This is a genomic window from Empedobacter brevis, from assembly GCF_965118635.1.
GTDB lineage: Bacteria > Bacteroidota > Bacteroidia > Flavobacteriales > Weeksellaceae > Empedobacter > Empedobacter brevis_A.
The window spans coordinates 219,708-232,788 of sequence record NZ_CBCPHV010000004.1; the positions used below are offsets into that span (position 1 = coordinate 219,708).

Consider the following 13,081-nt stretch of genomic DNA (forward strand, 5'->3'; position numbering starts at 1 on the left):
ATAGTAACAAATGAAAAAAAATATTTTAATCTTATCATTATTAGCATGTGCATTAAGTTTTACATCTTGTAGTGACGACGATATCGATCAAAGACCATACGATAAAATTGAATTTAGTGATTATTATAAAACTGAATCTGATTTTACAACAGCTTTAAATGGAGTTTATAAAGGTTTTGCTCAGCCTGGGTATTACTTTGGGTCAAGTAATTCAAGTGATATTATTTCTATTGGAGATATTATGGCTGATAACTTGATTTTAGATCAACAAGGTCGTAATGCTGGACAAAGAGCACATACTTGGGCTTATAACTCAAACTCAGTTCCAACTGATATATATTCAACTTCTTATAACATTATTTCAAGAGCTAATTTAATTTTAGCAAATGTGAATAATTTACAAGATGGTGAATTCAAAAATAATATTATTGCGCAAGCAAAAGCAGTTCGTGCTTTAGCTCATTTTGAGGTTGCAAGAACATACGCTGAGATTCCAACACAATCTGCAAATGCAATAAATACAGTAGGTATTGCTTATGTTGATAAATACGATCCTAAAGCAGAAATATCTCGCGATAAAACAATCGGAGAATCTTATGATAAAATTATCGCTGATTTAGAAGAAGCAATTCCATTTTTAAGTGCTTCAAATAGTAATACAGCGAAATTGAATCAATATTCTGCGAAAGCTTTATTAGGAAAAGTATATTTATACAAAGGAGATTATAAAAAATCAATCGAATTTTCTAAAGCTGCTGTTGATGCAGTTGCTCCGGCAGAAGCTTCTGATTTAAAAGGATTGTGGACTTCAGAAAATAGTAAAGGAGTTTTATTTGAAATACCTTTCTTAAATACTGATGATCCAACAATTGGAGTAAGTTTTAGTCAAGGTGCTACAGACGAAAAGATCATTATTGAATACGGGGTTGATAAAGATTTTTATGCGTTATATAATCAGGAAACTGAGAGTGAGCGTGTAAATGCTTATTTTAAAATTTATCATCCAGCAAATGATGAAGACAGAGCAACAATTGCTGTAAATAAATACATTAATGGTAAAGTGAAGTTAGGTTTGAATAATGGACGTTATTTACGTGTTGAAGAAGCTATTCTTAACTTAGCAGAGGCTCAATATTTATCAGGAGATAGTGCATCAGCATTATCATCTTTAGATAGATTGAGAAAAGTAAGATATTCTAAATTTACTGGAGGTGAAACTGGAACTGCTATTTTTGATGCAATTCAATTAGAACGTCGTAAAGAACTAGCTTTCGAAAACGGAGATCGTTGGTTTACATTGAAACGTTTACAAGGAGTTTCTGGTATATCTTCAGCTTATACAAGTGGTATAAAACGTAGTGGTAATGGATATTTGGCAGATGGTTCGGGAATTCCATCTTCTGAACAAGTTTTAAAAGTTGGTGCACGTGAGTGGCAATTACCAATTCCGCAAACTGTTTTAAATAAAAACAAAAACATGACACAAACTCCTGGTTATTAATAACACAGTTATATTTATATCGAAATGGCTATCTTTTACAGATAGCCATTTTTTTATTTTAAAGATAGGTAATTAGAAATCTTAAGTATGAAAAAAACTAAAGCCTTTTATAATTTGGGAAAAAGTCTTTTTTTATTAATATAATTAATTATACACTATTATAAAATAAAAAACTTATAAGATTTTTTATGAATTGAAATTTTATCATTCAGATTTTCGAAATTATTGATAAAATATGTTAAAAAACAATAATATAAATAAGTTTTTTCTAGTAAAATTAAAGTGTGATTTTTTTATGAATTAAAAATGTAAATGATAATTTTTTTGTTTTTTTTTAAATAAAATATATTTATTCAATCAATAAAGTTAAATATTTGATAAAAAAATAAATTTATTTTTTTTTGGAAATCTTAAAAAAAAGTTAGAGTTTTGTTTTAAATGTTATAAAAAAATTAAACTATGAGGAGAAGATTAACATCTTTGGGGTTATTAGCTTTCCTAGGATTAGGGACTATGGCTTTTGCCCAAGTAACAGGTGTAGTTAACGATGCGAACAATTTCCCAGAGTCTGACGTAGAAGTTACTGTAAAAGGTACTGATAAAGTTACGTATACAGACGAAAACGGAAATTTTAACATTGATGCTAAAGTTGGTGATACAATTATCATTAATGGAAAAGAATTTAAAGTAACTTCTACTAACTTGGGAACTTTAAATTTTAATGAAGTTTCGAAAGATGTAGATCTTGGAGAGGTTGTTGTTGTGGGATATGGAGTTCAGAAAAAATCTGATGTAACTGGAGCTATTTCTACGATTAAAGGAGATGTAATGGAAGATTTAGTAACTCCATCTTTTGAACAACAACTAGCTGGTCGTGCTTCAGGAGTTCAGGTAACCACAAATGGAGGTGTTATTGGTGAGGCTCCAAGAATTAGAATTAGAGGGACATCTTCTATTAATACTTCAAATTCACCATTATATGTAGTTGATGGAGTTCCTGTGAATATGACAAATTTATCAGGAGGTTATACTGATATTAACCCTTTAGCTGATATTAATCCAAATGATATTGAATCTTTTGAGGTTCTAAAAGACGGATCAGCTACAGCAATTTACGGTTCTAGAGCGGCTAATGGTGTAATCTTGATTACTACAAAAAAGGGAAAAAAAGGAGCTTTTGATATTAATTTAGGTATTGTAACAGGTGTTGGTACTCCAATGAAGTATTATGATTTACTTAATGGAGATCAATTCACGATGATCAGTCAGGAGAAAACTGAAAATGCAGGTGTTGCTAAAGATTATTGGGCAAAGTATTCTGGAATAAACACTGATTGGCAAAGAGAGGTGTTGAGAAAAGCATCTTTTCAATCTGATTATAATTTAGGGATTTCAGGAGGTACAGAAAATGCTAGATATTATTTATCTTTAGGGTATTCTCAACAAGAAGGTACTGTTATAGGTAATGATTTGCAAAGATATAGTGTGCGCGCAAACGTAGAACAAGATGTTGCGAAATGGCTAACAATTGGTTCTAATTTAGCGTTTACGAAAAACGATATTTCTGCAATGAATAAATCAACAACTGCGGTTGGTGGGGTAATGAATAATGTTTTATCTCAGTTGCCTAATGTACCTGTATATGATTCAAATAACCCAACAGGGTATAACGTTGCTTTAAATAATGGAGTTCCTCAGAATTATATTGGTTTCTCTCCATGGAATACTCGAGGGCATGCTTTCCAAGCATTTAATATTGTTTATTCATTAGCGTCAAATAAATATAACTCTGTAGCCAATAGAATTGTATCTAATAGTTTCATTAATGTTAAAATTGTAGACGGATTGTCTTATCGATTACAATTTGGTTACGATAATTCTACGAATTTAGAGACAACTTTTTGGAGTCCTAAACATGGGGATGGATACAGCTACAAAGGAATTATGTCTCAATATAATATATACTCTGATCAATACAATGTTCAAAATATATTAAATTATAATAAATCTTTTGGAGGGGTTCATAATTTAGGTGCAACTGCTGTATATGAAGTACAAAAAACTACTTTTTCGTATAATTTAGCAAGTGGGCGTGATATGACTTCCGATTTTTTTAATCAAAATATTATTACAGGAGCATTCGGAACTCAATCTATAGGAGGAAGTAAAAGTGAAAATGGTATTATGTCATACATTGGTCGTGTAACATATAATTATGCAAATAGATATTTTGTTCAAGGATCTATTCGTCGTGATGGAATTTCAAAGTTATCACCTGATACAAGATGGCAAAATTTATATGGAGCTTCTGTTGGATGGAATATCGCTAAAGAAAATTTCTGGGATAATTTAAAACGAGCTGTAGGTGAATTTAAAATACGAGGATCTTATGCTCAAACTGGTAATACTGGTTTTGGAAATTACGCATATCAAGGATTATATAGTTTACAGAATTATGGAAATTTTAATGGTATTGCTTATAGCCAAGCAGGGAACTCTTCTTTAAAATGGGAGACATCTAATAAATTTGACGTGGGAGTTGATTTAGCATTTATTAATAATCGTTTTAGATTTACTTTTGATTACTATCATAATTTAACAGAAGATATGATTTTATCAAAGCAATTACCAGCTTCATTTGGGATTCCAGGAAACTCTATTAATATTAATGCTGGTAAAATGTTAAATAAAGGAATTGAATTAAGTCTTTCAGGTAGCATTATTGATAAAGATAATTTCTCTTGGGATTTTAATGCAAACGTAAGTTTCCAAAAAAATAAAGTAAAAGATTTACCAGAGCCTATCGTATATACTAATAATATTGTTAAAAATGGAGAAAGCATAAATGCTCTTTACGGTTATAAGTATTATGGTGTAAATAAAGCAAATGGAAACCCAATTTATGTTAAAGCAGATGGTTCTTTAATCCAAGGAAATATTGATGATAATACGTATTATGGGTATGATCCAAGTAATCCAAATACTTTAGGACAAAGATCTTCATTAGAAAGTACTGATAAATTTATTTTAGGGAACGTAACTCCTACTTATTTCGGAGGTATTACAAATACTATGAAATATAAAAACTTCGATTTAAACTTTTTAATTCGTTTTAGCGGAGGTAACAAAATTTATAATAAGACACGTCAAGAATTGTTAAGTTATGATTTTGAAAATAACTCTTCTGAAATACTAGGAAGATGGCAGTCTGTAGATAATCCAGGTGACGGATGGACTCCTAAAGTTGTTGCAAGTAGAGGGTCTATAGCAAATCAAACAGTAGCAAACTCTAGATTTGTAGAAAAAGGAGATTTTATATTTTTAGATAATGTTCAAATTGGGTATGCTTTCCCAAAAGATTTATTATCTAAAGTAAATTTAAAGAAAGCTCGTTTATTTGTTTCTGGACAAAATCTATGGATGATTACAGATTACAAAGGTATTGACCCTGAAATGATTTCAACCGAAGGAATTGATAATTATGGTGTTCCAAGAAACAGAATATTTACTTTAGGTTTAAATGTTGGGTTTTAATTTTAATAGTTATGAAAAAAAATTTTAAAAAATATTTAATTGCGTCAGCGGCAATAGCAACTTTATTATCAACAGGTTGTACTGAAGATCAAGTTTTAGATTTGGATCCTATTGCAAGTTTATCAGAAAATACTGCATTTACAACTCCAGAGCTAATTGCGAATGCAATTAATGGAATGTATAATGCCGCTCAAGTAGGATTATATAATGGTTCGGGACGTGGATATGTTTGGGGTGCAGCTTACATTGAGCAAAATGACTTTAGGGGAGAAGATATGGTTAATACAGCTGCATTTTTTCAATATACATATGAAGGTACTTATGATGCAACGAATACATTAAATAATGTTTATTATTGGGTGGACGGGTATCGTTTAATTAATCGCTGTAACATTGTAATTAATGGTGTTCAAGGAGCTGCTGATAAAGGAATTATTTCTCAAGCTCTAGCTGATAATTATATTGGTCAGGCTAAATTTCTACGAGCTATTACTCATTTTGAACTTTTAATGCAGTTTTCAAGACCTTACAGTGATAACCCTACAGTAAACATGGGAGTGCCTTATAGAACGACAGCTCTTGAGAATCAAGCAGCAATAGATGCAGCTTATGCTGTTGATAGATCAACAGTTGCGAGTACTTATGAAAAAGTTTTAGCAGATTTAGATGAAGCTGAATCTAAAATATCTCAAACAGGAGATATAACTTATGCTACAAAAAATGCTGCCGTTGCATTTAAAGCACGTGTTAAGTTACATAAAAGAGATTGGAATGGTGTGTTAAATGAAATTAATAAAATTTCTTCTAGTTATACTCTAACACCTACGCCTTCAGGAGTTTTTGAAAATAACGCTACAAATACAGAGTCTATTTTCTCAATAAGACAATCTGCAGTAGTAAACCCAGGTGTAAATGGTGCTATTGGTGCAATTTATAAAGGAAGAGCATTGGGAGCTATATCTCCAATTATTTGGAATGATAAAGAATGGTTAGAAGATGATAAGCGTAGAAAAAAATCGAATAATGTAGATAATACAGGAGATTATATGGCTTATGAAACAGCATCAGGTATTTTCTCAAATAAGTATAGAGATATTTCTACATTCACAGATTTTACACCAATTATTCGTTTTGCTGAAATTTTATTAATGCAGGCAGAAGCAGAAGCTAGATTAAATGGAGTTACTCAAGTTGCATTAGATGCGTTAAATAAAGTGCGTAATAGAGCTTTAACTAATCCAGCATCTCAAGCTTACTCATTGTCTAGTTTTACAGACAAAGCTTCATTTGTAAAAGCAGTTATAAAAGAGCGTAGAATAGAGTTTATTGCGGAAGGTAAACGTTGGGGGGATATTCATCGTTTGCAAAATGATGATTTAGCTCCAATAGATGGTATTCCTGCTAAAATGGCTAATGGTAATCCATTACTTACTTCATATGGCTATGGACAAGCAGTTCCTAATTATAGTACGAAACAAATACCTTATTCAAGTAATAAGTTTATTTGGCCTTTACCTGCTATGGAAACTGATTATAATCCTACATTAAAAGCTCAACAAAATCCTGGTTACTAGAATTGAATCAGAATATTTATAAACTAAAAACCTCGAAGTGAACTTCGAGGTTTTTTTATTCGTATAAAATTATTTTTTCTCAATAAACTCCCAAGCTCTAATCTCTGCCCAAGAATATTTATTATCTTTTAAGGGAAAACCACAATGTCCACCATATTTTGGCATTTCAAATGTGCAGAATTTATGCTTTTCGAAACGTTCAATAGGATAACAATCCTTTCCTAAAAAAGGATCATTTGCTGCATTCACAATTAAACAAGGAGTTGTAATATTATCCAAAACTGTTGCGGGAGAAGCTTTATGATAATAATCTTCTTTGGAAGAATAATTATGCAAAGCAGCCGTAAAATATTCGTCAACTTCATCAAAAGTTTTTATTTTATCAATCATTTCCTCATTTAGAACGCCAGGAAATTGTTTTGCTTTTGCCTTAAATTTTGGAACAAGAGTTTTCTTGAAATTCTTAAAATAAACTGTATTTGGAAACTCTTTTAAAGTATTTGCACATGATTTTAGAGATATTGGTGCTGAAAAAACAACACCACATTTTATTCGATGATTGACTTTGTAATTTCCAAGATAATTCAAAATTAAAGCTCCTCCCATCGAATAACCAATCAAATAAATTTGTTTGTAATCTTCCTCAATTGCTTTTTCTACAACTCTATCCACATCATCAATAGAACCATGATGATATAAACGACAAGTTGTATTCATTTCTCCGCCACAAGTTCTATGATTCCAAGCTAAAATATTAAACCCTTTTTCAAAAAAATAATCCGAACAAGAATTCAAATAAGTTCGTTTCGAATCACCTTCAAGACCATGAAATAGAATAATTAGTTTGTCCTTATTTTCTTGAAAACGCCAATCCAGATTTAGAAAATCACCATCATCAGTAGCAATTTTTTCTCGTGTATAATTCGGAACAGGATATTGCTTGAATTTGGAAGGATAAATAGTGGAATAATGTGCGTTTCGATTAAGAAAACTAGGTTTTGGATAGTTGGAGTGTTTTATGTAAGGCATTTTTAGAAAATTTTGACATCAATTAAAAAATCCTTTTTTATTTCTTCGTTGATATTCGCAAGAATTTTCGATTTTCCCATCATTAATTCTTGACGCATTGCAGGAGAATTAATTTTTACATACAAAGTGCGTTGTCTTACTTCGATGCGATCAGTATATTTTTCAAAAAATTTTCCCATCACTGTTCTCCAAGCTTCTTCTGCTTTCACTTCCCAAATCAATTCTTCTTTTCCACTTTGTTTAATGAAATGCTCTAAAGCTTGTCCTAGCGTTTGCTGATTACTTCTTTTTTCGTACTTTTTCATAAACGGAAAACTTTACTCTCAGAATTTATTTGTTTGATTATTTGCTCTGTTCTTTCGGGATGTGTATCGGTGATAAAAATTTGTCCGAAGCGTTCTTCGTTTACCAATTTTATTAATTGCGTCACACGATGTTCATCCAATTTATCAAAAATATCATCCAATAATAACAAAGGAGTAATGTTTAATGAATTTTTAATCACTTCTAATTGTGCTAATTTCAGTGCAATTAAATAAGATTTTTGTTGACCTTGCGAACCAAATTTCTTGATTGGATAATTCGTAATTGTAAACAATAAATCATCTTTATGAATTCCGGCAGTTGAATATTGAGCCGAACGATCTTTATATAAAGCATCTTTCAGAACAGTTTCAAAAGGCGCATCATTTAATTGAGAAATATATTCGATATTTACTTTTTCTCGTCCTTCCGAAATTTCATTATAATATTTTAAGAAAGCATCCAAAAATGTTTGAATAAATTCTTTTCTTATTTCATGTATTTTTTTACCTAGATGAATTAATTCTTCATCATAAATTTCAAGAGAAGAATTATCAAAAGTATTATTAGCAACAAAATATTTTAGAAGCGCATTTCGCTGAGTTAATACTTTATTATATCGCATCAAATCAGCCAAATATTGCTTGTTCGATTGCGAAATAATATTGTCTAAAAATTTACGACGAACTTCACTTCCCTCCTTGATTAAATCGCTATCATAAGGCGAAATCATCACCAAAGGATATTGTCCTATATGATCTGAAATTCGGTCATATGATTTCGAATTTCGTTTTAATTGTTTGGGCTGACCAGAACGAACTAAGCAAAAAATGACATCATCAGATTCATTTCGATCAAAAGTACCTTCTAATGTAAAAAAATCACAATCGAACTGAATATTCATCGCATCTGAATGATTTAGATATGATTTACTTAAAGCCAAATAGTGAATAGCATCCAAAACATTGGTTTTGCCTTTCCCATTTTGTCCTACAAATGCATTAATTTTTGGTGAAAATTCGAAATTATTTTCATCAAAATTCTTGAATTGTCGCGCTTTAAGTTCTTTCAAATACATAAAAGCAAAATTACGATATTAATTAGGATTTATAAGATTGATTTGTGTAGTGATTGTCAAGCTGAATTTATTTCAGCTTCTCATCCTCTTTTTAATTTTGTATAGAATTATCATTCAGAGCTTGTTTCAGAATCTTTCTGCAGCATAATTTATTTTTTAATAACGTGATGTGAACCTGAAACGAGTTCAGGTTGACTTTATGAATTTTAATTAAATTCTTTCTAAAACAATGATTTTGAAACAAAATGTCGAGTTAAAAATCAAAATGATGTATTTTTGCATCTTTAAAAGAAAGATTTAGAAAAATGGCAATTCAAAAACCATCGATTCCAAAAGGGACAAGAGATTTCTCGCCTTTAGAAGTGAATCGTCGTCAATATATTATCAACACGATCAAAAAACAATTCGTGTTATTCGGATTTTCTCCAATCGAAACTCCATCTTTCGAAAATTTATCAACCTTAACAGGTAAATACGGAGAAGAAGGAGATCGATTAATTTTCAAGATTTTGAATTCTGGAGATTATTTAGCAAAAGTTGATGAGCAATTGTTAACAGATAGAAATAGTCAAAAAGTAATTGCTCAAATTTCTGAAAAAGCATTACGTTATGATTTAACTGTGCCTTTTGCACGTTATGTGGTGCAACATCAAAATGAAATTACATTTCCTTTCAAACGTTATCAAATTCAACCAGTTTGGCGTGCCGATCGTCCTCAAAAAGGTCGTTTCCGTGAGTTTTTTCAATGTGATGCGGATGTTGTAGGTTCAGATTCATTGTTGCAAGAAGTAGATTTTGTACAATTATATGATTCAGTTTTTACAGAATTAAAAACACCAGTTGAAATTCATATCAACAACCGTAAAATTTTATCAGGTTTGGCAGAAGTAGCTGATATTTCGGCTCAATTGATTGACTTTACTGTGGCTTTAGATAAATTGGATAAAATTGGTGAAGAAGCGGTGAAAGAAGAAATGCGTGGAAAAGGAATTTCTGATTCTGCGATTGAAATTTTATCACCTTTATTCTCAATGAATGGAGATTATAAAACACAATTTGCTCAATTAAAAGAAATTTTAAAATCTTCGGAAACTGGATTAAAAGGAATCGAAGAATTAGAATTTGTTTTTGAAAATACAACAAATATTGGTTTACAATCTGCTGAATTAGTGTTGAACTTAACTTTAGCGCGTGGTTTAGATTATTATACAGGAGCTATTTTCGAAGTGAAAGCGAAAATCGGAGAATTCTCTTCATCTATTGGTGGAGGAGGTCGATACGATGATTTGACAGGGATTTTTGGATTGAAAGATATTTCTGGAGTTGGAATTTCTTTTGGATTAGATCGTACGTATTTAGTTTTAGAAGAAAATAATTTATTTCCAGCTTTAGAAGATTCAACAAATATTCAAGCATTGTTCATTAATTTCGGAACGAAAGAAGCTGCTGAGGCAATGAAATTGGTGAAACAATTACGTCAAAGTGGAATTAATACAGAGGTTTATCCTGATGATGCAAAAATGAAAAAGCAAATGGGATATGCTGATAAAAAAGGAATTAAGAAAGTAATTCTTTTGGGCGAGAAAGAAATTGCAGAGCAAAAAGCGACGGTGAAAGATATGATTTCTGGTGAACAAACCGAAGTCGCTTTTGCTGATTTGGCTAATGCATTGTCTTAATATTACTTAATTCAAATCAATTCAATATATTTGCAAACTATTTAATCAAGAATATAAAATGAGTTTATTAACAGTTGGTACAGTTGCCTTTGATAAATTAGAATCTCCTTTCGGGAAAACAGATAAAATCTTAGGTGGTGCCGCTACATATATCGGTATGGCGTCTTCTTTATTGGGCGTGGATACTGCAATCGTTTCAGTTGTTGGAGGAGATTTTCCACAAGAATACATCGATTTATTAATTTCAAAAGGAATTAATTTAGATGGTTTAGAAATCGTAAAAGAAGGAAAAACATTCTTTTGGGAAGGTAAATACCACAACGATTTGAACACACGTGATACGTTAGCAACAGAATTGAATGTTTTAGAAACTTTCAATCCAGTTGTTCCACAAGATCGTAAATCTCCAGAAGTTTTGATGTTAGGAAACTTACATCCATTGGTACAAAAAGGAGTTTTAACTCAATTAAATAAACGCCCAGATTTAGTTGTATTAGATACAATGAACTTTTGGATGGATTGTGCTTGGGACGAGTTAATGGATGTAATCAATGATGTTGATGTAATTTCTATTAATGACGAAGAAGCGCGTCAAATGTCGGGTGAATATAGTTTAGTGAAAGCGGCTAAAAAAATCATGACATTCGGACCAAAAACTGTTATCATCAAAAAAGGTGAACACGGAGCTTTATTATTCCAAGAAGAACAAGTTTTCTTTGCACCAGCTTTACCATTAGAAGATGTTTTCGATCCAACTGGAGCTGGAGATACATTTGCAGGAGGTTTCTCTGGATGCTTAGCAAAAACAAACGATTTTTCTTTCGATAACATGAAACGTGCAATTGTTTACGGATCTGTATTAGCGTCTGTAACGTGTGAAAAATTTGGTACTGAATCATTAGGTGATTTAACGCGTGATGGTTTAGCAGAACGTTTGAAAGCATTCAAAAAATTAATGGATTTCTCAATTAATTTATAAAAAATTAGTTGATTCAAAATATAACCTCGAGAATTCCTCGAGGTTTTTTTTATGGTTTAATTTTTGGTATATTTTATTTATTTAATTGATATGAAAAACAAAATTATACATCTTCTTGTCTTGGCATTTTCATCTTTACTTTCAGGAATAATGATTTCGAAAATGTCATTCATCGGAAAAGTAGGAATTACCATTATTTACAATGAATATTCAATTCTAAAATCGTGGTGGAAAACAGCGTTATTATTATTCGCTATACAAGCTGTTATCTTTGTTATTTTAACGATTTGGAATGAGAAAACAACGAAGCGTTTCAAACGTTTGCTGTTACCTTTAGTTTTTCTTGTTATCGGAATTGTAGGATTAATTTATACGTATTATGATTTTACAGAAACATCACATCGTTTATTAAAAAAGACTTTTCATTTCGGATTTTATATTTTTTGGTTCACTTGGTTTGGGAACTGTATTTTCTTTATGATGAAAAAATTTCAGAAAGTGGATGAAATTCCTTTAGAAGAATCGGAAGTAAATTAAATAAAAAAAGCTCATCAATATTTGATGAGCTTTTTCTTTTGTGACCGAGACAGGATTCAAACCTGTAACCTCTTGAGCCGTAATCAAGTGCGCTATTCAGTTGCGCCACTCGGCCATTTCCAATTAAAAACTTTTGTTCTTATTTTGGACTGCAAATATAAGGACTATTTTTAAATCTGCAACAATTTTTTGAATAAAATTATCCTCTATCTCTATCACTTATCAACATCATCATAAAACTCAAGACAAAAAGTGTATCATTTTCAGTCGATTGATATTGATTTAATTTAAACTTTCGACCAAAAAAAGAAGGTTCTTTTGAAACTTCCATCAGTTCTTTTCCTTGTAAATCTGTTAAAACATATTTCGGATTGAAAACATATCCAGAGAAAAAGCCCACAACGGGAATTTCTCCAACCATTCCATCCATCATACGAGTAAAACCGCTACGTTCATTGATTGTGAATAAGTGATTATCGTTTGCATCATAAATATGAAAAGTTGCTTTCCAAAAAGATTTGAAAGTTTTTCGTTTTGCTTTTCCCACAATATTTCCATTTTTATCTGTAATGGTAAAAGTTTGTTGAAAATCGATAATTTTATTGGAACGAAGTTGAAAAAGTTCTTCTTTTTTAGAAGAATCACGGTAGATTTTAATCACATCTCGCCATGAAAGAATTTTTTCACGTACATAAAAAATAGGTTGATTGTTGGCATCTGTTACAGAAAAATCATTGGAAAAAGTTGCGATATGAAACTTTATATCAAGAGGAAATTTTAAATTGTTTAGATTCATAATGTTTGCCTAATTTTCATCAAAAATAGATTTTTTTTAGACAAAAAAAGGTTCAGAAATTCTGAACCTTA

The 13,081-nt window shown here is 30.9% G+C and carries 10 protein-coding genes and 1 tRNA gene; 6 read left to right on the forward strand and 5 right to left on the reverse strand.

The window, feature by feature from the left end; genetic code table 11:
- The first annotated feature begins 10 nt into the window (after positions 1 to 10).
- The 3 genes from ACMHJW_RS07430 (at position 11) to ACMHJW_RS07440 (ending at position 6,609) form a co-directional block, all read left to right on the forward strand.
- Positions 11 to 1,501, forward strand: a complete 1,491-nt coding sequence (locus ACMHJW_RS07430; protein WP_413532775.1) for a RagB/SusD family nutrient uptake outer membrane protein — start codon at positions 11 to 13, stop codon at positions 1,499 to 1,501.
- A gap of 459 nt (positions 1,502 to 1,960) precedes the next feature.
- A complete protein-coding gene (locus ACMHJW_RS07435) occupies positions 1,961 to 5,035 on the forward strand; it encodes a SusC/RagA family TonB-linked outer membrane protein (RefSeq protein ID WP_413532776.1) in 3,075 nt (1,024 codons plus the stop codon).
- Between the two features lie 11 nt (positions 5,036 to 5,046).
- Positions 5,047 to 6,609 carry a RagB/SusD family nutrient uptake outer membrane protein gene (locus ACMHJW_RS07440; RefSeq protein ID WP_413532777.1) on the forward strand — a complete coding sequence of 521 codons (1,563 nt, stop codon included), beginning with the start codon at positions 5,047 to 5,049 and terminating at the stop codon, positions 6,607 to 6,609.
- A 69-nt stretch (positions 6,610 to 6,678) separates the two neighbouring features.
- Here the strand turns inward: ACMHJW_RS07440 and ACMHJW_RS07445 are convergent, their stop codons facing one another.
- From ACMHJW_RS07445 to recF, 3 genes are read right to left on the reverse strand one after another with little or no spacing between them, the layout of a single operon-like run.
- Positions 6,679 to 7,638 carry a YheT family hydrolase gene (locus ACMHJW_RS07445; protein ID WP_413532778.1) on the reverse strand — a complete coding sequence of 320 codons (960 nt, stop codon included), beginning with the start codon at positions 7,636 to 7,638 and terminating at the stop codon, positions 6,679 to 6,681.
- A gap of 2 nt (positions 7,639 to 7,640) precedes the next feature.
- Positions 7,641 to 7,943: a DUF721 domain-containing protein gene (locus ACMHJW_RS07450; RefSeq protein WP_413532779.1), complete on the reverse strand. Its 303-nt coding sequence runs from the start codon at positions 7,941 to 7,943 to the stop codon at positions 7,641 to 7,643.
- Entirely contained in the window at positions 7,940 to 9,019 is a 1,080-nt protein-coding gene (gene recF / locus ACMHJW_RS07455; RefSeq protein ID WP_413532780.1) for a DNA replication/repair protein RecF, read from the reverse strand. The genes ACMHJW_RS07450 and recF overlap by 4 nt, the downstream gene beginning before the upstream one ends.
- Positions 9,020 to 9,324: 305 nt before the next feature.
- Between recF and hisS the strand changes: the two genes are divergently transcribed.
- From hisS to ACMHJW_RS07470, 3 genes are all read left to right on the forward strand, one after another.
- Entirely contained in the window at positions 9,325 to 10,698 is a 1,374-nt protein-coding gene (hisS, locus tag ACMHJW_RS07460; RefSeq protein WP_413532781.1) for a histidine--tRNA ligase, read from the forward strand.
- 58 nt (positions 10,699 to 10,756) lie between these two features.
- Positions 10,757 to 11,677 carry a PfkB family carbohydrate kinase gene (locus ACMHJW_RS07465; protein ID WP_413532782.1) on the forward strand — a complete coding sequence of 307 codons (921 nt, stop codon included), beginning with the start codon at positions 10,757 to 10,759 and terminating at the stop codon, positions 11,675 to 11,677.
- Positions 11,678 to 11,767: 90 nt separating this feature from the next.
- Positions 11,768 to 12,214, forward strand: a complete 447-nt coding sequence (locus ACMHJW_RS07470) for a hypothetical protein (RefSeq protein ID WP_413532783.1) — start codon at positions 11,768 to 11,770, stop codon at positions 12,212 to 12,214.
- Positions 12,215 to 12,255: 41 nt separating this feature from the next.
- Here ACMHJW_RS07470 and ACMHJW_RS07475 read toward each other — a convergent pair.
- Together ACMHJW_RS07475 and ACMHJW_RS07480 are read right to left on the reverse strand one after the other, a co-directional pair.
- Positions 12,256 to 12,329: transfer RNA gene (locus ACMHJW_RS07475), tRNA-Arg, on the reverse strand.
- Positions 12,330 to 12,413: 84 nt separating this feature from the next.
- On the reverse strand, positions 12,414 to 13,010 hold the full coding sequence (locus tag ACMHJW_RS07480) for an LURP-one-related family protein (protein WP_413532784.1): 597 nt from the start codon (positions 13,008 to 13,010) through the stop codon (positions 12,414 to 12,416).
- Positions 13,011 to 13,081 lie beyond the last annotated feature (71 nt).

What these genes read in the sequence shown, in the direction of transcription:
- ACMHJW_RS07430 (WP_413532775.1), top strand. Translation starts at nt 11, where the DNA reads ATGAAAAAAAATATTTTAATCTTATCATTATTAGCATGTGCATTAAGT.
- ACMHJW_RS07435 (WP_413532776.1), top strand. Translation starts at nt 1,961, where the DNA reads ATGAGGAGAAGATTAACATCTTTGGGGTTATTAGCTTTCCTAGGATTA.
- ACMHJW_RS07440 (WP_413532777.1), top strand. Translation starts at nt 5,047, where the DNA reads ATGAAAAAAAATTTTAAAAAATATTTAATTGCGTCAGCGGCAATAGCA.
- ACMHJW_RS07445 (WP_413532778.1), bottom strand. Translation starts at nt 7,638, where the DNA reads ATGCCTTACATAAAACACTCCAACTATCCAAAACCTAGTTTTCTTAAT.
- ACMHJW_RS07450 (WP_413532779.1), bottom strand. Translation starts at nt 7,943, where the DNA reads ATGAAAAAGTACGAAAAAAGAAGTAATCAGCAAACGCTAGGACAAGCT.
- recF (WP_413532780.1), bottom strand. Translation starts at nt 9,019, where the DNA reads ATGTATTTGAAAGAACTTAAAGCGCGACAATTCAAGAATTTTGATGAA.
- hisS (WP_413532781.1), top strand. Translation starts at nt 9,325, where the DNA reads ATGGCAATTCAAAAACCATCGATTCCAAAAGGGACAAGAGATTTCTCG.
- ACMHJW_RS07465 (WP_413532782.1), top strand. Translation starts at nt 10,757, where the DNA reads ATGAGTTTATTAACAGTTGGTACAGTTGCCTTTGATAAATTAGAATCT.
- ACMHJW_RS07470 (WP_413532783.1), top strand. Translation starts at nt 11,768, where the DNA reads ATGAAAAACAAAATTATACATCTTCTTGTCTTGGCATTTTCATCTTTA.
- ACMHJW_RS07480 (WP_413532784.1), bottom strand. Translation starts at nt 13,010, where the DNA reads ATGAATCTAAACAATTTAAAATTTCCTCTTGATATAAAGTTTCATATC.